Source organism: Gracilimonas sp., assembly GCF_040218225.1.
Lineage (GTDB): Bacteria > Bacteroidota > Rhodothermia > Balneolales > Balneolaceae > Gracilimonas.
Window position 1 is genome coordinate 434,971 of the sequence record NZ_JAVJQO010000004.1, and the last position, 21,865, is coordinate 456,835.

Consider the following 21,865-nt stretch of genomic DNA (forward strand, 5'->3'; position numbering starts at 1 on the left):
TATCTTTGTTGCCCTTGAAAATAGACAAATAAAACGGCTGATTCACTTTTATGAACCAACTTGAGCTAAAAGAAATTCTTGAGAACGCTTTTCGTGAAGACATTGGAATGGGAGACCTCACTTCAGATTCCATTTTCCCTCACAACCAGTTTGGCAAAGGCGTCTACACCGCCAAGGCTGATGGCGTATTGGCCGGACTGCAAATCATTGAAACAGGTTATCAACTCCTCAACGAATCGGCCAAGGTTTCTCTTCATAAGAATGACGGTATGCCCATAAGAAAAGGAGAAGTAATCGCCGAAGTTGAAGCGCCGGTGCAGGCTTTACTTAGTGGAGAGCGTGTGATTCTAAACCTTATTCAGCACCTGAGCGGAATTGCGTCATCTACACGGCAGGTTATTGAATTGCTCGGCGACCCAAATATCACCATTAGCGATACACGAAAAACGTTACCGGGACTCCGTTCCCTTCAAAAATATGCGGTTCGTTGTGGCGGCGGCAAAAACCATCGTTTCAGATTGGATGATGGGGTGATGATTAAAGACAATCACATTAAAGCAGCGGGTAACATTAAAAGCGCGGTAGAGCTTATTCGCGCGCGCGTTGGTCATATGGTCAAAATTGAAGTAGAAACGGAAAACAAAAAGCAGGTGTTGGAAGCTGTCAGGGCTAAGGCAGATGTCATTATGCTCGACAATCGCTCTCCGGAAGAGGTGAAAGAACTGGTGCAATTAATCCCTGATGAAGTTGTTGTTGAAGTATCTGGGGGCATCACTCCGGATAACATTTCTGGTTACAAAAATTGTGGGGCTGACGTGATTTCGCTGGGATGGCTTACCCATTCGGTTAAGGCATTAGACATTAGTTTTAATCTGGAATAAGGTGTTTCGAAAACACACGAATTCATTGATTTTTTTCTTAACTTTATTGTTGCCCGATAACTTGAATTAATCAGCTTCGAAATGAGCAAGCCTGCGGGCTTTGTGAAATCGCAGCTAATGTGAGTTTTATGGAAGTTTTAGACGTTTTAGAGATTGAATCTGAAGTATCCCTTCCCAAGCGATACAGCGAGCTTTCTGCAGAAGAGATGGAAGCCCGCATTCAGGAAATTAAAGCCAAATTCGGCGACCGGCTTTTCATTCCGGGGCACCATTATCAAAAAGATGAAGTAATCAAGTTTGCTGACGCCCGTGGAGATTCTCTCAAGCTCGCTCAGATTTGCTCTGAGATGCCAAATGCTGAGTTCATCGCTTTTTGCGGTGTTCATTTTATGGCCGAAACGGCTGATATGCTTACCGGGCCTAACCAAAAAGTCATTCTTCCCGACATGCGTGCTGGCTGCTCGATGGCAGACATGGCCGATATTGACCAAACTGAATTGGGCTGGCAAAAAATGCAGGAAATCTGGGGTGATACTATCCTGCCGCTTACCTATGTGAATTCCACTGCAGCTATTAAAGGATTTGTAGGAAAGCACGGTGGAGCTACAGTAACTTCTTCCAACGCAAAAAACATGCTGGAATGGGCTTTTACCCAAAAAGAGCGCATTCTGTTTTTACCCGATCAGCACCTGGGTCGAAATACCGCTTTTGATTTGGGCATTTCCCTGGATGAAATGGCAATTTGGGATCCCATTGAAGGTGAGTTTATCTATGATGGCGAGTTTAAAGATGTGAAAGTAATTCTATGGAAAGGCCACTGCTCGGTGCATGAGAAGTTCAACATCAAGCATATTGAAAATCTCCGCAAACAAGAGCCGGATGTAAAAATCCTGGTTCACCCTGAATGTACTTATGATGTCGTTCAGGCGTCTGACCTTAACGGCTCAACCAGTTTCATTATTGATACGATTGAAAACGCAGAACCCGGGTCAAAATGGGCTATCGGTACTGAAATGAATTTGGTTAACCGGCTGGCACAGGAAAATCCCGATAAAGAAATCGTTTCTTTAAATCCGTTTATGTGTCCTTGCCTTACGATGAATCGCATTGACCTTCCGCATTTACTCTGGGCGCTGGAAAAACTGGAACAAGGTGAAGTTGTTAACCAAATCACCGTACCTAAAGAAGTAGCAGAAAATGCGGTGCTTGCACTTAACCGGATGCTGGAACGGTCATAATCGAATAAGTCAAGTCATTCCGCGGCGTATGCCCGGAATCTTTTTGCTTGCCAGTATAAGCTACTTGTCTTTAGCACTATTTAGATGCCTGCCTTCGCAGGCATGACGCTTTAATAATTCATAACGTCTTTCAGGAACACAAACTGATACTTCCCGGTACATCTTTTCGTTAGTAAACTCTTAATCCTTCCTTCAAAAATTAGTACATTCAGGAAACGCAGTTCCATGATGAGATCAAGACCGCTATTTTTTACCCTATTTATTCTTTTTTGCCCGCTTTACGCCTTTGCTCAAGGCGGCCAGCAGGGTGCAGATAATTCACTTCTACCTGAAATCAATCCGCAGGATATTGAAATTCGAAGTGAATTTAAGGCTCGCTTTCCCGGCCTGAGACGACAGCCTATTTTAGGCTTTAACCCAAATCCTCGGGTTTTCCAGATCGACCCCAACCGAATGCCGTTTATGGAAACACGGGATGAAGCTGTTGCAGACATTTCCGTAACTCAGCTTGGCCGCCCGGTTCCGCCAGAAAGAACCGTTTTAAAGAATCCCGACCGTATTAATGCATACATTCGGGCTGGCTTTGGAAGTTTTATCACCCCGGAACTGAATGGCTATGGGTTCTATAAGCTTAATGAAAAAAGCCTGGTTTCTGCTGATTTAAATCTTCGTGCATCTGATGGCCATTTGGATAATCAGGAAAGCTCTTTCCGATATTTTGATGCAAATGTAAGCTATATCACTAAAGTACAAGATGACCTGAAGCTTACCGTAGATGTTGGTGCGCTGAGTGATTACAACGACCTCTTTAATCTTGCTGATAACATTCAGCAAAACTTTATCGGGGAGACTTCCAACAAGAGTTATACCGGTGGTTCAGGACAAATTTCACTTCAGAAAACAGAAAATACACTCACCGGATGGCAAGCAACTTTGGGAGGAAATTTTTTTAGCACCACTTTAGATGCGGGTAATTCCGGTCTTTCAGGTGATTTAAATGAGCGTGTTGGACATGCTTCCTTTTCTTACTACTGGCCGGGAAACCGCCTTTATGAAACCTTTGATATAACCGGGAGCGTCGAGGCCGGAAATTATTCTGTCCCTGCGTTAAATGAACAAAGCTGGGTTGACGCCAAGGCCTCGATTGAATACGAACGCTTGTTAAATTTCAGCACAAGAATAAGTGGGCGGGGCGGTATTGAATATATTTCTGACCCTCTTTCCAATAAGCTTTACTTTGTCCCTGAGATTCAAGTCAAACATAATTTCAATAATGCATTGTCTGTTTCCGGAACGGCTTTTGCCAGACCTGAAATGCAGTCTCAGCAATCACATCATCAATATAACCGGTTCCTGAATGTTCAAAACCAGCTCCGTCATGCATATCACCTCGGGGCTACCGGAGAAGTTAACTTCCAGCTGTTTGATGGAAATCGTGTTTTCGGCGGTGTTAATTATCGCCATGTAAAAGACTACGCGTATTATCAGCGACAATTAATTGCTCCATCCAATACCGCCGGTTTTTATGGCATAAATTATAGTGATGCCAATATCTTTGAACTCTATGCCGGAGCCAGCCAGCAATTAGTTCCTGAAAAGTTCTGGTTTGATGGGAAAATTTATGTTCGCAGTCCAAATTTAAGCAATGGAAACACAATCCCTTATGAAGAAAAATTAGGGGTGGAAGGAGCCATTTCATATAAAGTGATAAAAGAACTTACAATTAATGGTTGGGCAGAATATATTGGCTCCAGAGAAGCACCGGCAACAAACTCAGATCTAAATGCTTACGTATTGCTTAATGCCGGAGCAGAATATCAAATTAATGATACCTTTGGTGTTTATGCCAAACTATTAAATCTTTTGGGACAAGAATATGAAATTTGGGATGGCTACCAAGAACGCCCATTCCAGGTTTTCGGAGGTTTAACCATAAAATTCTAACAACATGACAAACGAGTTTTTAGAAACGTTGGGAATTGTTATTCGTGATCAAATCATCATGAAGAATTCCGTTGAAATTAAAGGGTTGGGTACATTTAAGGCCGTTCATCACAATCAAAAACAAGAAAAAAATGCTGATGGCACCAACGTGATGGTCCCCCCTAAAGACACCGTCGAATTTACAGCTGAAAATAAGGGATAGGCCATGCATATAGATCATGACAAACTGGTTGAATTGCTTGTTGAGACTTCAGGCATTGAGAAAGAAAAGGTAGAAGGTCAGCTTGAAGAGCTCGTAGAAGAGATAAAAGAGGCTATTTCAGAAGGCGATGCGTATGAAGTAACCGGGTTGGGTGTTTTTAGCGGTATCGGAAATAACATCCTTTTTATCCCCTCTGATGATTTCGCCACTGAAATAAATTATAAATACGTGGGGATGGAACCCATTGAAATGGATGATGCGGCTTCCGAAGATGAGGATACATCACAACCCGAAGATTCTGATGAACCGGATTTAGCAGCTGATGCCGGTGAGGATGATGATCCGTTTGGCGGCCTGCTCGATGATGAAGACGAGCCTGCCAAAGAAAGCCCCTCATTTGAACTGGATGAAAGTTCTGATGAGCCGATTGATGAAGACCCCTCGGAAGATGTTGAAGAGTTTGCAGACGAAGAGGAAGAAGCTCCTTTCGATTTTGCCGATGAAGAACTTGAAGATGATACAGAAGAAGAAATTGCAGAGGCAGAAGAGCCAAAACCCGGCCCCGACAAGTGGGGAATAGATACGTATAAAGATGATTCTGCTGAACGAACTTTTTCCGGTCTTTTGGGAAATAAAGATGAAGAGGATGCTGATGATGAGGAAGAATCAAGTGATGAAGAACTGGCTGCAGAACTAAGTAAACAGCTGGGAGAAGAGAAGGAAGGCGAAGATTCTTTGAATGCTCTCTTTGGAGAGGCCGACGTTGAAGAAGAGCTGGAAGAAGAAGACTCTCTGAATGAAGATGATCCTTTTGCGGCCCTGGCAGAAGATGAAGAGGAGGACGAAGGTTCTGATGTGATAGAGGATGACCAGGAAGAAATAATACCGGTTATTAAAAACCTTGCCTCTGAAGAAGCCAAACAGAAAAGGGCTCAGAAAGAAGAAGAGCCTGAAGAAAAGGAGCAAGAGAAAGAAAGTAAACCATCCCGAAAACCAAAACGGCCCACAACTTCCAGAGACTCGCAGGGAGCGCCGGTTTTGCTTTGGGTTTTGCTAATTATCGTTCTGTTGGCAGGAGGAACCTACGGGTTAGGCTATTTTGGTATAGTCAATGTGCCGGGAATAACCCCGGAGACACCACAACAGGCTTCTGTCACTCCGCCGGATCCAGTTCCTGTTCCACCGGCTGATGAAACGCCTGCTCAGCAAAATCAGGGTAATCAACAACAAGCTAACACCCAGCCTGAAGAGAATACCCCTTCTCAGGAAGCCCCTGAAAATACTCCACAGGAACAAGCTCCTCAAAATCAGGTATCACAAAATAAAACAATCCCTGCCGGACAATCATTATATGGTCTGAAAGGTGTTGTGAACCCCAACGCAAATGACGGTTACACCATTGTGGTTTATTCACTGAGTAGTGAACGCAATGCAAAATCGGCTGAACGAGAGTTAATCAACAACGGCTATCGGGTTCTTATTGCAACCATACCCTCACAACAATATGGACAGCTTTGGCGCGTAAGCTTAGGGCAGTTCGAATCAATGCGTACAGCTGCAATTGCCGCAGAGACTCTTGGTTCAACACTTTCAAAAAATTATTTCATAACCAAAATTAACTAAACGAATATCATCTACATGCACTTATTGCTGATTTTTTTGCAAGACACGGCCTCCGTTGATTCACTGATGGCCATGCAGGAAGAGACTGTCACTTTTTTCGACCTTTTGATCGAGGGCGGAATCCTGATGATTCCCATATTCCTGCTTTTTGCTATTTCTGTTTATGTAATCGCTGAGCGCTGGAGCGCCGTAAACCGATCTCACGTAGCTCCGGAAAAATTTCTTTCTACCATTGAAAGTATGCTAAAATCCGGAAAAGGCGGTGCTTCTAATGCCATGGACTATTGCGATGAATTTGACAAGCCAATTGCACGTATCATTAAAGCGGGTATTAAAAGACTGGGAAGGCCTTTACGTGATATTGAAGACGCTATCGATAACGCAGGGAAAAAAGAGATTTTCTTTCTTGAAAAAAGAATGAACTGGCTCGCAACTGTAGCCGGTGTTGCACCACTGCTTGGATTTACCGGAACGGTAACCGGTATGATCGAAGCCTTTATGGATATTCAGTCGCTACAGGGAAATGTAAACCCGAGCGTGCTTGCTGGCGGTATCTGGGAAGCGCTGATTACCACTGCGGCCGGACTGATTGTCGGTTTGATTGCTTATGGTTTTTATAACTTCCTGCTAGGTAAAATCAACCGCTCTATCTTTGAGTTGGAAAATGCCTCGGCCGATTTCCTTGACCTCCTTCAATCACCTGCAAAAAAAGAGAATAATTAATTATGTCGCGCGATTTCAGACGTGGAGATAAAAAGCTGCCGCCGCTGTCGCTGTTTTCGCAGTCGTCGCTGACGGATATTGTACTTTTACTCCTCATATTCTTTTTGCTAACCTCTTCCTTCGTTACCAACTTTGGTATTCGGGTTGAAGTTCCCAAAGCGGAAAGCAGTGCCGCAACAGAACCACAGTTTATTTCTGTTGCCGTCACTAAAGATGGTGAATTCTATGTTGACGGGGACTTGACGGCCCGCGGCTCCCTTGCAACGGCTATTCGTAATGCCCGAAATAATAAACCACAGGGAACCGTTGTATTAAGAGCTGACAAAGATGCTAAAGTTGATGATGCCGTTCGCGTCATGAATGTAAGCAAGGCTCTGAATCTTAAAATTGTAATGGCTACTGAACAAGGCTCATAATTCATTCCTATGAAATTCACCGAAGACGATCGCCGGGCACTGTATGTAACCTTTGGGATAAATACTGCTTTATTGCTTTTTTCGCTTTGGTTCACCCTGGATATGAACCAAAATGCACGGCCTTCTTATATCGAGGTGGAGTTCGGGGAATTTAAAACCGGACAGCTCGCTGAGTACTCAGAAGTTAAGAATGAACAGGTTGCTCAGCGACCCAATCCCTCTGAAATTGAGCCGCAAGAACCGGTAGAAGAGGCGCCCGAACCCGACGAAACTCCGCAAACACCTACCGAGGAAAACACCAAGCCGGTTGACCTTCCCGATCAGGTGGAAGACGTAACCGAGGAAGCTGTTCAAACCCCTGAAACCGAAAAGATTGACCCTAACCAAGAACAAACGGAAGTTCAGGAAGAAGAAGTTGAAATACCTCCGGTAGCACAGGAAGATGAAACGGCTCAGGAAGGAGCCAAAGAAAGTGGTGATGTTGACGGAGCCCGTGGTGACATGAATTCTGACCAGGGGATCGGGAACGACGAAGAAAAAACCTCTCCCTATGAACTTAAATGGGAAGGAGAAATTGACCGTTCTCCGATGGTACAGCCATTGCCTGAAAATTCGGCTAATGAAGAAGCTGTTATCACGGTGCGATTTGAAGTTCGCCCGGATGGAACCGTGAACCGGATCATTCTTCTCAAAAAAATGAATCCGGAGTTGGAAAGAGAAGTTATGAGCACGCTTCGAACCTGGCGCTTTTCACGATTACCCGGTGGTGTTCCCCAGCAAACCCAATGGGGTACCATTACTTTCCGTTTTGTGTTTGATTAACATCTAATCACAAGGCCATGAAATCCTTCCTTTTTTTCCTTACTTGCTGCCTGTTTACAAATTGAAGAAAGCATTTCAATCTCTATTTACCAATCCGGTTAATATAATTTTCAGTTCTTATATGCCGGTAAGATTGAAAAAGAATTCACATATCAGTTTTAACGTAAATCTAAGTTCTGTTGTAAAAACTAAAAAATGGACTTTTATGGTTTCGAATAGTTGTCACCCTGAACTTGATTCAGGGTCTGAGGAGGATATCTGCCTGATATATTGAGAATCTTTCGCTAACTGCTCGCCCTTTTCAGATGCTGAATCAAGTTCAGCATGACAACAAAACAAATGACTCCTTAAGAAGTGTTGACATCAACCTAATCTTCCCCTGATTCTTTCTTAGAAGTTTCTGAATCTTCAGAACCGTGCTTAATCTCCTCATCCTTATCAAAATTGAGCCCTGAACGGACATGTAAATCTCTTTGAGGGAATGGTATTTCGATGTCGTATTCTGCGAACTTCCGAACAATCGCCTGATTTAATTTATTGTGAACCTGATATCGTCTTTTCACATCAGGAATCCATGCTAATAGTTTCATATCCCAGGAAGAATCCCCAAAACTACGCAACTGCACTTCATGCTTAGGGGTTTTGAGTACATCATCACATTCATCAGCCACTTCATTTAGTGCTTTTAAGACTTTATCCAGATCTGAAGAGTATGAAACGCCAACATCGACTCCAAGACGATAGGTTGGGTCGCCATGAGAGAAGTTGATCACATCTTTAGACACAAACTCTGAGTTTGGCACTATTATAGAGATGTTATCCAGGGTTTTTACTTTTGTAGACCTGATATTAATCTCTTCTATATCACCCTCGATATTATTGACCATTACACGGTCGCCCACGCTAATCGGGCGCTCAAAAAGTACAATCAAACCTGAAATGAAATTCGAGGTGATGTTCTGAAGACCAAAACCAATACCAACCGACAGGAAACCAAAAATAACCGCCAGCCCGGTCATATTTATCCCAAGAAACTGGAATGAAATAAAGACCCCGATTACAACCACCACATATTGCGACATCCTGGAAAGGGTGTATCGGAGTCCGCCATCTTTTACAAAGCGCGGAAGAATTTTACGATTAAGCATTCTTTTTGTGAAAGAAGCCAGGAATGAAAATCCAACCAGCAACAGGATGAAGATAATCAGCTTCAGAAAGGTGACCGGAGTATTCTGAATACTAAACAGCTGTACCTGCAGTAAATCCCAGATATAAATAAAAAACTCGGAAAGAGAATAATTGGTTGGGTCTGGAATCTTAACTGTATCAGTCCGGATAATGCCACTATCCGGAACCAAAGAGTCTACTTGCGAAGGAGCTGTTGTTGGTAGTTGAATCATAGAGCCAAATGTAATGGATTGAGACAAAAAACCCACAAGAATTTTAGGTGCCAAAAAAACAAAGCAGAGTCATGGGTAACACGACTCTGCCTTCTGCGTTTTTATTTGTCCAAACTTACCTTTGGCGCTTTCCAAATCTCATCGTTGTAATCGTTGATGGTTCGGTCGCTGGAAAACTTTCCAATATTCGCTGTATTCAGGATTGCCTTTCGGTTCCATTCGTCCTGATCTTTGAATAAATCCGAAACCTCTTTCTGCTTATTCACATAAGCTTCGTAATCAGCCAGCACCATAAAGTAATCGCCCTCGTGCAACAACGCATTAATAATCGGCTGGAAGAGTTCCTTATCGCCATTACTGAAGAACCCATCGCGAATTTGATCCAGCGCCTGCTTTAATTTTTCATTAGCGTTGTAATAATCCCATGGGTTATACCCTTCACGGCGCAACTGATCAATCTCTTCTTCTTCGAGCCCAAAAATAAAGATGTTATCATCGCCTACCTCTTCCTTGATTTCCACATTGGCGCCATCAAGCGTACCAATAGTCAGCGCTCCATTTAGTGCAAACTTCATGTTACCCGTTCCGGATGCTTCCATGCCTGCTGTTGATATCTGCTCAGACAAGTTGGCTGCAGGAATCAGTTTCTCAGCCAGTGTTACACTATAATTTTGAAGAAATACACATTTCAGCTTTTGGTTTACTTCAGGATCATTATTCACTACTTCAGCAATACTGTTAATCAGTTTGATGTGAAGCTTGGCCATGGTATATCCCGGAGCCGCTTTACCTGCAAAAATCACCGTTCTTGGGGATATATCCAGATCAGGATTTTCTTTCAGGCGATTATAGAGGGTAATCACATGAAGAGCCGCCATTAATTGACGCTTATATTCATGAATTCGTTTAATCTGAATATCAAACATTGATTCAGGATCTACATCAAGGTCATTGTGCTCTTTGATGTATTCTGCCAGCCGCTTTTTATTCTCGAGTTTAATTTCAGCAAACTCCTTTCTGAACTTCTTGTCGTCGGCTTGCTTGTTGATTTTCTTCAACTCGTCCAGATCTGTAATCCAGTCATCGCCAATCTTATCAGATATCAGATCGGATAGTGCCGGATTACATTGTTTCAGCCAGCGGCGTGGCGTAATCCCATTGGTTTTATTGGTGAATTTATCCGGGTACATTTCATCAAAATCGCGGAACATGGATTGTTTCAGCAAGCGGGAGTGCATAGCCGCAACGCCGTTCACTTTATGTGATCCGACAATGCCAAGATGCGCCATATGAACCACGGGGTGTTCTCCCTCACCTACAATGCTCATTCGGCTTTGGCGGCTTTTGTCATCTCCCAGCTTAATTTTAACATCATCCAGAAACCGACGGTTAATTTCATAGATAATATTAAGGTGTCTCGGCAGAAGATTTCGAACCAACGATACCGGCCATTTTTCAAGGGCCTCCGGAAGCAGTGTGTGGTTAGTGTAAGCCATAGTATCTACCGTGATATCCCAGGCTTTTTCCCACTCCATATGCTCCTCATCCAGCAAGTAGCGCATTAATTCCGGAATAGCCAGGTTTGGATGCGTGTCGTTGCACTGAATGGATACTTTCTCAGGAAACTTGGTGAAATCAGAAGACTGTTTCTTAAAGCGACGAATTATATCCTGCATGGAAGCTGAGACGAGGAAATATTCCTGTTTTAACCGGAGCTCCTGACCTACAAACACTTTATCGTTTGGATAAAGTACGCGCGAAATGTTTTGCTCCAACTGATTATCACGAACCGCATCTATGTACTGCCCCTGATTAAAGCTTTTTAGATCAATGCCTGCTGATGATTCTGCTTTCCATAATCTGAGATAGTTTACAATACCATTGTCATATCCCGGGATGGGGGTATCATAGGCCACCGCTTTCACCCGGTGGGTATTTTCCCAATTATAATGAGTATTTCCATTACTGGACTGAACCGTTCCCTGGTTTCCATAAAACTCAACAGGATACTGAACTTTTGGACGAACGGTATCCCAGGGGTTTCCATACTTCAGCCATAGATCCGGGCGTTCAATTTGGTAGCCGTCTTGTATTTTTTGATAAAAGATCCCGTAGTCATACCGGATACCATGCCCGATAGCAGGAATCCCAAGTGTAGCCATTGAATCCAGGAAACAAGCCGCAAGCCTTCCCAGGCCTCCGTTTCCAAGCCCGGCATCCCATTCCTGGTCGCGGATATCTTCATAGGAAAGATCGAGATCATCCAGGGCCTCAGCTACTAAATCCCGAACATTCAGGTTCACGAGCATATTATCCAAAAGGCGACCGATCAGGTATTCCATTGAAAGGTAATACACTCGTTTCGCATTGGTTTTGTAGTAATGCTGCTGAGTTTTCAACAACCGGTCATTAAGCCGGTCCATTATAGTCAGGGCCACGCTTCTGTACTTATCCCAGCTGGTTGTTGAGAACTCATCCTTAGCCAGCGTATGACGGAGGTGAAGCTTTATGTCTTCGCGAAGTGAATCTTTGTCCATTCCGGACCTGATGTTCACTCCATTTGTTTTTTTAGTACTCATAAAATCTGGTTCTTAATAAATAATCTTTAAATCGTTTTGAAGGTGATGAGTAATGAAGTGGTGCGTTTTTTTTAGTTAATAATGTATCTCCTTCATGGTATGGGAGACTTCATTACTCATCACTTTTCACAAATCATTCTTCTTTTACATAAATGCCCAAATCGGGCTCAAATTTTGGCCGGGTCAGGTTTGCCGGAAATCCGAGTTTATGAAACGACTCATAGGCGTTAATTGCAACAAAATCCTGCTGAAAAACGCCAAAAACACTGGAACCGCTTCCGCTCATGCTGGCGTAATCTGCTCCGAATTCATAAAGCTGATCCTTGATGTTTCCAACCAAATGATGGCGCGGAAAAACGGCCGGCTCCAGCTGGTTCATTAACAAATACCTCCATTCTTCCGGCTCTTCCTCAAGCAATACGTTTTTAAGGGAAAATTCCGGTTCGGGATTGGGCTCACAAAACTGATAGGCTTCTGCTGTGCTGCTTTCAATATCTGGAAAGGCGGTTACAATCCAGCCGTCTGGCTGAATATCCAATTCTTCTATTTCCTCACCAATACCCGTAGCAAAACCCGGCTTTCCTTTGATGAAAAAGGGGACATCGGCACCGATTCTTTTTCCCAGTTGCATGAGGTCATTCTCGTTCAGGCCCAGGTTTGCAATCTTATTCATCATGCGGAGGGTGGTGGCTGCGTTGCTGCTTCCTCCGCCAAGGCCCGCGCCGGCGGGTATATTTTTTTCCACTTCTATATAGAACTCGTCTTTCAGTCCCGCTTCTTTCTGAAGGAGCTTGATGGCTTTTACAATCAGGTTGGAATCGTCAACCGGGATTTTTTCATCACTCATGACCAGCTCCATGCGGGGAGCGTGCTTAACTCCAAAACGGTCGTTCCACTCTATAAAGCAGAAGCCCGTTTCAATGGTGTGATATCCATTATCGAGCCGTTCCAGCACATTCAGCCCGAGGTTAATTTTAGCGTATGAATTTGAAATCCAGAGATCTGCCATCAGTTCAAAAATTCTTCTTTGTGTTTCATCATATACTCAAAAGCCGCGTCATGGTCGTTTGGGATATCGCCATTTAAAATTGCTTCTTTCACCGCATCTTTGACATCGCCCACCGTTCGGCTTGGTTCGATGTTCAGGGCTTCCATAATTTCTTCTCCTGAAAGCGGATTTTTCCAGTTTCGAATCCGATCCTTTTCTTCCACTTCTTTAATGCGCTGCTCTACATAATCAAAGTTCTTTTGATATCGCTCATGCTTATACTCGTTCTTAGTGGTGATATCGGCGCGGCACAGCTTCATCAGGTCATCAATGTCATCACCCGCCTCATAAATTAACCTGCGTATCGCACTATCGGAAACTTCATCCGAAACCAAAGCAATAGGGCGCAAGTGAAGCCTAACCATCTTCTTAACGTATCGCATTCGTTCATCCAGCGGCAGGCCTAAGCGGCGAAATATTTTCTTTGTCCACTTGGCTCCCAGGGCATCATGACCGTGGAATGTCCACCCAACCCCTTCCTGAAAACGTTGTGTGGGCGGTTTGGCGATATCGTGCATAATAGCCGACCACCTTAGCCAGAGGTCAGCACCTATCTCAATTACATTGTCCAGCACTTTCAGCGTGTGCCAGAAATTATCTTTATGACGAACACCCTTCACTTCCTTCACGCCGTGCAAGTTGTGCATTTCGGGGAAGAACTCTTTTAACAGTCCTGTCTTGAAAAGCATGGTGAATCCCAGCGACGGATTATCACTCATAATAATTTTATTGAGCTCTTCAATGATGCGCTCTTTAGATATAATGTTGATACGCTCCGACATTTCCGTAATCGCATCAAAGGTGTTTTCCTCGATGCGAAAATCCAGCTGGGAAGCAAACCGAATAGCCCTCATCATTCTCAGCGGATCATCATCAAACGTTTTTTTCGGGTCGATGGGAGTGCGAATGAGCGCGCGCTCCAGGTCATCCATTCCTCCAAAGGGGTCATTAAGTTCCCCATAACTTTCTTTATTCAGCGACCACGACAGGGCGTTAATAGTTAAATCCCTGCGAAGCTGGTCATCTTCCAGCGTTCCGTCTTCTACAATCGGCTTACGGGAGTTCTTTCGGTAACTTTCTTTTCGCGCGCCCACAAACTCCAGTTCCAGCTCTCCGGTTTTAACCTGTGCAGTTCCAAATTGTTTATATACAGCCAGTGAGGAGCCCTTAATCTTGCCCGAAACTTTTCGCGCGAGCTTAATTCCGGATCCAACTGTAACAAAGTCGATATCTATCTCTCCTTGTTTAGAGCGGTTGAGATAGTAATCACGGACGTAGCCACCAACAACATAAACAGGGCAGTCCAATTCCTGTGCAGCATCGCTGATGATGGTAAATACTTTTTGATGTTCGGCTGGTATGTTTTCCATGTGTTTCAAAGCATGCCAAAGATAGGAATGTTAGCGATTGCTTTCAGAGGAGAACTAAGATATTTTCAACAAGATTAATTCATACATTAAAGACCGTTTAACAAATAAATAGTCTATGGGAAATGCAAAAAAGTGGGTGATAGCTACCAACGGTACAAAATACGCCAGTGCGGCGGTTAAATATGCGGCAGAGCTTTTTCGGGATTTACGGACTGAGCCGGAAGTTTATATTCTGGTGGTTGCGATTGACGATGATGCCCTTACCGAGGCCAAAGCTATTGTGGAGATGGCCAAATATACCTTTGAAGATATCGCCGGCAAAGAAGGTCCGCTTACACCTTATGTAGAAACGGGAGAGCCGGGCAAAGTAATTGTCGAGCAAATGAAAAAGCTGAAGGCGGATCATTTGTTTATCGGGGGAGCCGATTTTAAATGGGATATCAACGACGAAGGCCCGGGCGGAATCAGTAATTATATTATTGAGAATCTCTCCGGTGGGGTTACGCTTATTAAGTAAGTTTTTTTACGCTTAAAAAAGTACGGTGTCTGTTACTCTGTATAGAAAAGAGCTGATTTAGGGCTGCCATACTCTTCCTCACCATAATTACCCGTATCGTAAGTGATTAGATAAGCACCCGGCTCTATTTCTATCAAATTATATATGTATTCCACATAATCTGGCAATCTAAATACTTTGGACCAGCTTTCTTTTTCAAAATCATATATTTCAAGAGAATACTCGAAAGAACGGTAACGCACCTCATTCATTTCAGTTAGAACCATCAACTGATTTTCCCCAGGCTGTTGAATGGGATGAACAAACCTATTGTAGTGTATGTCGTGGGTTGGATATTTTGTACGAGGAAGCTCCTCCCATGAGTCTGAGTCTGGGAAATACAACTGAACTCTTGCGTCTTCATTGTCAAACCCATCTAAAAAAGCCACACTACCATTCGACAATGTTAACGAATTAAACGCGTGTTCTTCTCTGAGAAACGGAGAAGGAGCGACATAACTCCAGTTTTGCTGTTCCGCATCATATACTTGACATTGAGTTGTTTTCAGACAGCCTATTACATTTCCATTTTTTAATGTGTTTAAGGTGAAAGGAACCATGTCATCAAGGGGGGGATTAATTCCTGTAATAGCTCTTGTTTTTGGGTCAAGAATATATGCAGCATTCCTTAACGGGCTAAACTTTGTGCGTACTGTGAATAATAATTTTCCGTTTTGAAGCTGTGCAAACCTAGCCATCTCTAAATTTTTTGTGGCATCAACCAATTCCTGCCCTATTTCTGTGCAAATACCTTTATGTATTTCACAAAGAATACCTATAAAGTTCTGCTCTTGGTTGAACCGGTTCACTGAAAAAAATGCATTATTTCCAACCGGAGAAATATCCGATTGATGACTAATATTTCGTATAGCAGTAAGGTTTTCAAATTCTTTTAGTTCCCATGTGCCCGATTCCAAATCTAAGAGGCTAAAAACTGGTTTTCTACTAAAGTTTTGAGGATGATATAGGAGAAATTCTTTTTCAGAAATGCTCATCCCAAATGCTGAAGATCTTACAGCGAACCCGCCTGATTTATCGAATTTTAGATCCAGATTATTTACGAAACCGCTTAAAACCAACTCACTTTCTAATTTAAGGGACGAATCACTTCGGGCAATAGCATCAACTCTATACTGGTAGACGTCGGCCTCAAGAACCTGATCAGTCCAGGCTGTGTCTTTAAAGCTTTCAGTTTCATGAATAAGATTGTACTGCGAACTTGTACTTTTTTTACGACGAATTTCGTAGCGGGTCACACCAAAAATTTGAGGCCAGGTTAGCTGAACTATATTCCGGTCAATAACAACATGTTCCACCCTTTGCAGACCTTCATTAGAAGGTAAATAATTTATACTGCCAGCATCATTCGGGTTTTTACGGTCAAAGTCTGCTGGAAGCTCGCACCCTGTCCAAAAGACCATACTTAGTAAAAGTGCATATGAAAATAACCCTGTTGGTATGGCTTTTTCTTTCATATTAAAACTTCTTAGTGATTTTAAAATTCATAAAAACGGCCTGCTTATTAAAATCGAGGTAGGGATCAAACTCAATTTCATTGGTTCTATATCCTATACGGGGCTTTAAAAAACTGTCCACAATATTCGCAAGGTAAACAGCGGCAAAGCCTGTCATAAAATAGTTTCTGGTTCTGAATGCAGAATTCGACTGATCTTGTTTTCTTTCCACCTCGTTTGCCAATTCATAGGCTTCAACCGGATCATTCTCACGCTGATAAGCTCTCTCTAATTGCATAAAATCGTTATGTGTTTTGGTGTATTTATTCTGAAAGTATAAAGAGGATGCAGCAGTAGCTATAGCGGCCGCAATAAATATACCTGCTTTTGCATATTCTCTTTTATAGATTTGTGCCGCTCCTGGAATAACTGACTTTCGCCGAAGGGTATTCTTGTCAGGCCGGTAATAAATCTCCATTACATTAAACGTTTTACCAGTATCAAAACGTTTTGAAAATTTAGTTCCATCATTGGCAATTCCTTTTAATTGTATGCTCTGTGTTATAGAATCAAAAACAGCAATTCTGTACCCTAAACTTTTGCCATAATAAAAAACCTCAGTACTGTCATCTGTTAGCACAAATGCAGCTAACTGCCAATAATACCTGGGATAGCTGCTTTCCGTCTTTTGTTTATCTGGATTTTCAAAACGATTTATGTAAACAATCCTTTCATAAAGTTCTTCCTCTTTTATAGTTTGAATGAATGTCACATCCCGATAATATTTTTGGAAAATGGTGAGGCTATGTTCTCCAACAGGAAGCTCAAGAGTGTCAAGATTGGAGACCTTTACCGGATTTTCAAAATCCGAATTTATTGCAATAAAAAAAGAATCTTGTTTTGCGTATTCTACACCTAACGTATTAATACGTAGCGCAAACGTTCCTTTTTTTAATTGGCTTTGAGCCTTTGCTTTCAGGCTGACAAATGACAAGATAAGAATTAATGCTAACTTGAGATAAATATGCATTTGATGATTTAAAGTTGCTTTCTTTATGATATAAAACTTAGTTACATATAATCCTGCCAAATAAGCTACTTTATTGTTTTTTATTAAACAATTGTTTATCAGGGAGTAATAACCAGGTTAAGTGATTTGTCCCAAATGATTATTATCAAGATCAGACGAATACCCTGCTAGAATATCGCATAAATTATTACTCCGGTTTATTACAAAAAATCTCATTCCACTTTTAGTCGCTATTCTTCTATTTTAGCTTTCGTTGTTAGCAATCAAATTATTTCCTTTAGTGACTTTAGACCTGTTTGAACCTACCGCCATCACCCAGAAAGAGCGGGTGAATAATGCCCTGGGAGAGGAGCTTCCTCCTCACGAGCCGGGCGTGTATACCATGTATGATAAGCACGACCAGGTTTTATACGTGGGAAAAGGGAAAGACCTCCAGCAGCGTATCACCTCGTACCGGTATTCCAAATCAAAGAAGGTACAGCGGATGATTGCCCACCTCACCCGTATCAGCTACGAAGTATGCAATACCGAAACGGATGCCATTCTCCTCGAAAACCTGCTGATCCGTTCTTTGCGCCCGCCGTTCAATCACGCCAATAAAAAACCGGAAACCTACTACTACATTTCCACCGCGCGCCGGGGTAATAAAAAAGAGTTCCGGTTATCGATGCGGGTGCTGGATGATTATCCGGAAGTGTACGGCTGTTTTAAAGGTCACCTGAAAACACGTAAGGGACTTGGTGCCCTGCTAAAACTGCTTTTTGTACAGGAAACGAGTATCACCAGCGCCCACTATTTGCCCAGCCAGCTTTTGAACCGGATCACTCCGCAAAAATTTCAGCTTCGACTGGATGAAGAATCCGGATTTCTAGTGGATCAGTTTCTGAAAGGGTCTTCCAGCCTGCTGGCTGACCAGTTTGAAGAACATATCATGAGCCTGAACTTTAAAGACCGGTTCACCGAGAACTACTTTGACAACGAGCTGGAAACGCTTCGGATGTTTTTTACTTTAGGTCCGCAACGAAATTACCGGATGAAGAACGAACTAGGTTTGCGCTCCGAACTGATTAACCAGGATGATATTGATGACCTGCTGGCGCTGATGAAAGAAGGGTGAGGGAGGAACACTGAATATTCAACATTGAATATTGAATGTTCAATGTTCTATAGCTCCACCCATTCCATATAGTCTTTCAGCTCCCCTTTTGCTTCCACATTTTTTCCGGTTTTGGTTTGAACCGATTCAGGATACTCATCCGGAAATAAAAAGACGGCTCCCAGCAAAATTTCCTGCTTTGGGATTCCTAAAAACTCTAGGACTTTGGGTTTTCGCAAGCATCCTCCCGACGACCAATAGTTGGTAATCCCCCTGGAAGTCGCTGCCAACAACAGGCTTTGGATAGCTGCCCCGGTAGCTGCAATGTGCTCCATGTTTTTCACATTGGGGTGAAATTTTCTGGATAGAGATCTCGAACGCTCGGGAAGCCACGTAGACAAAATCAACGCATCAGCGGCAGCCAGCATCTGTTTGATCCCTTCGCTGGCTTTCATAGGTTTATCCTGATTAAAAATTTCGAGCAATTTGCGACAGGTATTTCCATCCAGCACATGAAACCGCCACGGCTCAGCGCCGGCCAGATTCTGCTTTCGGTGGGTTTCTGCACTTCGATAGTGAAATGGAGCTTTTCCGGCCAATTTTATCAGTTCCTCGATAACCCGCTTAAATTCTTCTCCTTTTGTAACCGGCAACGGATCTTCAGGATTTGCTCTTAGTTTTAATGTCCGCCGATTCTGTATTGCTTCTTCAATTTTCATTAATAGTTCGTCGATTGATTTCTATTCCAGGATATAATTTTTAGCTACCTGCTTGTATTCCTTCACTTCCTGTTCCACCCAGCCTTCATCTTTTCCAAATTCCTGAGCCAGCAGCCGGCCTACTTCAGGAGCCATTTCTACACTGGCTTTGGCATCCAGTAAAAGTGCCCGCGTGCGCCGGGAAAGGATATCTTCGATGGTTTGAGCCAGCTCATTTCTAACTGCCCAAATCACTTCTGCTTTTATGTAGGGGAGATTGGGGTGAAGACGATCCGCCAGGGATTCATCTTCTTCAATTAATTTTTGCAGGGCTACTTTATCTGAACCATACACAAATAAATGATCACCACGATCCACATTCTTCAGCCAGCCGTGAATCCGAAGATCTTTGGTCGCGCATTCTTTTACCTCCAATCCAGCTACCAGTGCCGCCCGATCGATGGTATCCTCGGCCATTTTTCTGTAAGTCGTCCATTTGCCTCCGGTTATGGTAACCAGTCCCGACTCAGACACCTGCAGATGGTGGCTTCTGGATATTTCGGAGGTTTTTTTAACATCCGGGGGTTTTACCAGTGGGCGCAATCCTGCAAACACACTTTTTACATCTTTTCGGGATGGGTTTTGAGTAAGATACTGAGCTGCATGTCTCAGAATAAATTCTATTTCCTCTTCGAGAGCTACCGGTTCCAGTGTCGGTTTTTTAATGGGCGTATCCGTTGTGCCGACAATCACCTTATTGTGCCAGGGAACGGCAAATAAAACCCGGCCGTCATCGGTGTGGGGAACCATAATGGCCGATTCACCCGGCAAGAATTCTTTATCCAAAATCAGGTGAATACCCTGTGCGCACTGAATAATATTCTGGTGATCTTCCTCATCCATTTTCATAATGTGGTCGGTGAAAATACCCGTTGCATTAATCACTACGCGGGCATTGATTTCATGGTCTTCACCGTTCAGCATGTCACGGACTTCCAACCCTTCAATAAATCCGTTGGCATTTTTCTTGAGGCCGGTCACTTTCATATAGTTCAGCGGATAGCCCCCTTCATCGGCAATGGTTTGGGCGAGATTTATGGAAAGGCGGGAGTCATCAAACTGACCATCATAGTACATCACTCCACCGCGCAGATCTTTGGGCTCCAGCGTGGGAATTTTTTCCAGTGTTTTTTCTTTCGACAGGTTTTCTGATTTCTTGATACCCAGCTTCCCGGCCAGTGCATCATATACTTTCAGTCCAACCCCATAAAAAGGACCGTTCCACCATTCATAACTTGGTACTATAAAAGACTGATGACTTACAAGGTGTGGGGCATTCTGAATAAGAAGTCCGCGCTCGTGAAGGGCTTCAATCACCAGCGAAACATCTCCCTGTTGTAAATAGCGGACTCCGCCGTGAACGAGCTTTGTGCTTCGGCTGGATGTTCCTTTCGCAAAATCGTGCATCTCCAGAAGCAACGTTTTGTACCCTCTGGAAGCCGCGTCTACTGCACAACCCAGTCCGGTTGCACCGCCGCCAATCACGACGACATCCCAAAAATCATTGAATTCTTTAATGTGATCCAGAAAGTCTGCTCTGTTCATCGGCCTCTTCTCAATTCTGTTTGCTGCATGAAATACTACTGCTTTTCCAATATCTGCTAAATGATTTAAAATTGGAAATATCCTGAATCATCACATATCTGATTCCCTGTGATTTTCTTAGAGAATCTCTCTATTCAATATTAAAAGCGGGAGGATAAACGACCTTACCAGCTGAATTTGCCAACGCATCTTCTTTTAACTCTATAGCCATAAACGCCTCGTCAGGAACTTCAAATGAGCAAGTAATCTTCCATTTTGATGCTTTTTCAAATCCGAAATTCGGATAGTAGTCGGCGTGTCCCAAAACAATAATAGAATCAAAACCCAGCTCAACAGCCTTTTGAATTCCAGCCTTTATCATCTGTCCTCCTATTCCCTGTTTTTGAAAATCCGGCAGCACAGCCATGGGAGCCAGGCTTAAGCTTTCTTTATCTCCCTGCTTGGTTTCGATGGTAATTTTGGAGAACAGAATATGCCCGACAACTGCTCCATCTATTTCAGCAACAAGAGATAATTCTGGCACGAATCCGCCACTCTTTCTGATCCTTTCTACAATTTGACCTTCCTCTTCCTGTCCAAATGCCTTTTGGTGGACTTTATATACCTGTTGGTAATCGGTATGTTGTTCCGCTCTGATATTAATCCTGTTCACTTGTCTAATCTTCGATTACAATTCCGTTAGTAACAAAAGAAATACCCTGCTGGTTACTTTCTCCTATCATCACAGCCTGAATAACCGGGTTCTTTGTCCGGCTTGTTGCCCCCCAGTCGACAATAAAATTAGCTCCAGCTCCTCCTACATTTTCATCGGAGCGCACAACAAACTCTACCGAGGCAAGCGGACTCAGGTAAATAGGTTCATCCAAATATTCTTTAGTCATATTTCCTACTGAGTCATAATAATCAACTGCCCCAACATACATCGTATCTGTTAAGCTGGTATTGCGAATACTAAGTGTGGCTGTCAAAGGAAACCTTTTACTTCCCGAAAAAACATAAATATCAGAATAAATAGGTATATAGACTTTCTGTCGCTTTTCCAGATTAGAAAAATTTACTTCGGTATAATTGTAGTTTTCACTTGGTAAATATTCCGACTCGGGTATTTCTTTTTCGCAACCAATAAAAAATATGGTTAACACCATCCACAGACTTATCGAAGAACATTTCATTTTATCAC

20 protein-coding genes are annotated in these 21,865 nt (G+C 43.0%); 10 read left to right on the plus strand and 10 right to left on the minus strand.

Features of this window, described 5'->3' with window-relative positions; all coding sequences use genetic code 11:
- Positions 1-50: 50 nt before the first annotated feature.
- The 8 genes from nadC to RIB15_RS05975 all read left to right on the plus strand — a co-directional run bounded on the left by nadC (position 51) and on the right by RIB15_RS05975 (position 7,849).
- Positions 51-881, plus strand: coding sequence for a carboxylating nicotinate-nucleotide diphosphorylase (gene nadC, locus RIB15_RS05940; RefSeq protein WP_350201234.1), 831 nt, complete (start codon positions 51-53; stop codon positions 879-881).
- A 128-nt stretch (positions 882-1,009) separates the two neighbouring features.
- Positions 1,010-2,119 (plus strand): quinolinate synthase NadA, encoded by a 1,110-nt coding sequence (nadA, locus tag RIB15_RS05945; RefSeq protein ID WP_350201235.1) that lies wholly within the window; start codon positions 1,010-1,012, stop codon positions 2,117-2,119.
- A gap of 225 nt (positions 2,120-2,344) precedes the next feature.
- Positions 2,345-4,063: a TonB-dependent receptor gene (locus RIB15_RS05950; protein ID WP_350201236.1), complete on the plus strand. Its 1,719-nt coding sequence runs from the start codon at positions 2,345-2,347 to the stop codon at positions 4,061-4,063.
- A 4-nt stretch (positions 4,064-4,067) separates the two neighbouring features.
- The gene (locus RIB15_RS05955) at positions 4,068-4,265 is read left to right on the plus strand and encodes an HU family DNA-binding protein (protein WP_350201237.1); all 198 of its coding nucleotides are present in this window, start codon (positions 4,068-4,070) and stop codon (positions 4,263-4,265) included.
- Positions 4,266-4,268: 3 nt separating this feature from the next.
- Positions 4,269-5,888, plus strand: coding sequence for an SPOR domain-containing protein (locus RIB15_RS05960; protein WP_350201238.1), 1,620 nt, complete (start codon positions 4,269-4,271; stop codon positions 5,886-5,888).
- Positions 5,889-5,903: 15 nt separating this feature from the next.
- Positions 5,904-6,611, plus strand: coding sequence for a MotA/TolQ/ExbB proton channel family protein (locus RIB15_RS05965; RefSeq protein ID WP_350201239.1), 708 nt, complete (start codon positions 5,904-5,906; stop codon positions 6,609-6,611).
- Positions 6,612-6,613: 2 nt separating this feature from the next.
- The gene (locus tag RIB15_RS05970; protein WP_349354815.1) at positions 6,614-7,027 is read left to right on the plus strand and encodes an ExbD/TolR family protein; all 414 of its coding nucleotides are present in this window, start codon (positions 6,614-6,616) and stop codon (positions 7,025-7,027) included.
- Between the two features lie 9 nt (positions 7,028-7,036).
- Positions 7,037-7,849 (plus strand): TonB family protein, encoded by an 813-nt coding sequence (locus RIB15_RS05975; RefSeq protein ID WP_350201240.1) that lies wholly within the window; start codon positions 7,037-7,039, stop codon positions 7,847-7,849.
- Between the two features lie 368 nt (positions 7,850-8,217).
- On the opposite strand, the gene RIB15_RS05980 is transcribed toward RIB15_RS05975, so the two are convergent.
- The 4 genes from RIB15_RS05980 to RIB15_RS05995 all read right to left on the minus strand — a co-directional run bounded on the left by RIB15_RS05980 (position 8,218) and on the right by RIB15_RS05995 (position 14,246).
- Positions 8,218-9,249: a mechanosensitive ion channel family protein gene (locus RIB15_RS05980; RefSeq protein WP_350201241.1), complete on the minus strand. Its 1,032-nt coding sequence runs from the start codon at positions 9,247-9,249 to the stop codon at positions 8,218-8,220.
- Between the two features lie 101 nt (positions 9,250-9,350).
- Positions 9,351-11,828, minus strand: coding sequence for a glycogen/starch/alpha-glucan phosphorylase (locus tag RIB15_RS05985; protein WP_350201242.1), 2,478 nt, complete (start codon positions 11,826-11,828; stop codon positions 9,351-9,353).
- A gap of 133 nt (positions 11,829-11,961) precedes the next feature.
- Entirely contained in the window at positions 11,962-12,837 is an 876-nt protein-coding gene (gene ispE, locus RIB15_RS05990) for a 4-(cytidine 5'-diphospho)-2-C-methyl-D-erythritol kinase (protein WP_350201243.1), read from the minus strand.
- Positions 12,837-14,246 carry a CCA tRNA nucleotidyltransferase gene (locus RIB15_RS05995; protein ID WP_350201244.1) on the minus strand — a complete coding sequence of 470 codons (1,410 nt, stop codon included), beginning with the start codon at positions 14,244-14,246 and terminating at the stop codon, positions 12,837-12,839. Before RIB15_RS05995 ends, ispE begins: the two co-directional genes overlap by 1 nt.
- A 115-nt stretch (positions 14,247-14,361) precedes the next feature.
- Here RIB15_RS05995 and RIB15_RS06000 point away from each other — a divergent pair, with 115 nt between their 5' ends.
- Positions 14,362-14,763 carry a universal stress protein gene (locus tag RIB15_RS06000; RefSeq protein WP_350201245.1) on the plus strand — a complete coding sequence of 134 codons (402 nt, stop codon included), beginning with the start codon at positions 14,362-14,364 and terminating at the stop codon, positions 14,761-14,763.
- Between the two features lie 32 nt (positions 14,764-14,795).
- On the opposite strand, the gene RIB15_RS06005 is transcribed toward RIB15_RS06000, so the two are convergent.
- Together RIB15_RS06005 and RIB15_RS06010 are read right to left on the minus strand one after the other, a co-directional pair.
- Positions 14,796-16,277, minus strand: a complete 1,482-nt coding sequence (locus RIB15_RS06005; protein ID WP_350201246.1) for a Kelch repeat-containing protein — start codon at positions 16,275-16,277, stop codon at positions 14,796-14,798.
- A gap of 1 nt (position 16,278) precedes the next feature.
- Positions 16,279-17,250: a DUF5683 domain-containing protein gene (locus RIB15_RS06010; protein ID WP_350201247.1), complete on the minus strand. Its 972-nt coding sequence runs from the start codon at positions 17,248-17,250 to the stop codon at positions 16,279-16,281.
- A 289-nt stretch (positions 17,251-17,539) separates the two neighbouring features.
- Here RIB15_RS06010 and RIB15_RS06015 point away from each other — a divergent pair, with 289 nt between their 5' ends.
- Positions 17,540-18,403 carry a nucleotide excision repair endonuclease gene (locus tag RIB15_RS06015; protein ID WP_350201248.1) on the plus strand — a complete coding sequence of 288 codons (864 nt, stop codon included), beginning with the start codon at positions 17,540-17,542 and terminating at the stop codon, positions 18,401-18,403.
- A 47-nt stretch (positions 18,404-18,450) separates the two neighbouring features.
- Here the strand turns inward: RIB15_RS06015 and RIB15_RS06020 are convergent, their stop codons facing one another.
- The 4 genes from RIB15_RS06020 to RIB15_RS06035 form a co-directional block, all read right to left on the minus strand.
- A complete protein-coding gene (locus RIB15_RS06020) occupies positions 18,451-19,101 on the minus strand; it encodes a nitroreductase family protein (protein ID WP_350201249.1) in 651 nt (216 codons plus the stop codon).
- 21 nt (positions 19,102-19,122) lie between these two features.
- Entirely contained in the window at positions 19,123-20,685 is a 1,563-nt protein-coding gene (locus RIB15_RS06025; RefSeq protein ID WP_350201250.1) for a glycerol-3-phosphate dehydrogenase/oxidase, read from the minus strand.
- Between the two features lie 130 nt (positions 20,686-20,815).
- The gene (locus RIB15_RS06030) at positions 20,816-21,337 is read right to left on the minus strand and encodes a GNAT family N-acetyltransferase (protein WP_350201251.1); all 522 of its coding nucleotides are present in this window, start codon (positions 21,335-21,337) and stop codon (positions 20,816-20,818) included.
- 4 nt (positions 21,338-21,341) lie between these two features.
- Positions 21,342-21,857: a DUF3124 domain-containing protein gene (locus RIB15_RS06035; RefSeq protein ID WP_350201252.1), complete on the minus strand. Its 516-nt coding sequence runs from the start codon at positions 21,855-21,857 to the stop codon at positions 21,342-21,344.
- Positions 21,858-21,865: the final 8 nt, after the last annotated feature.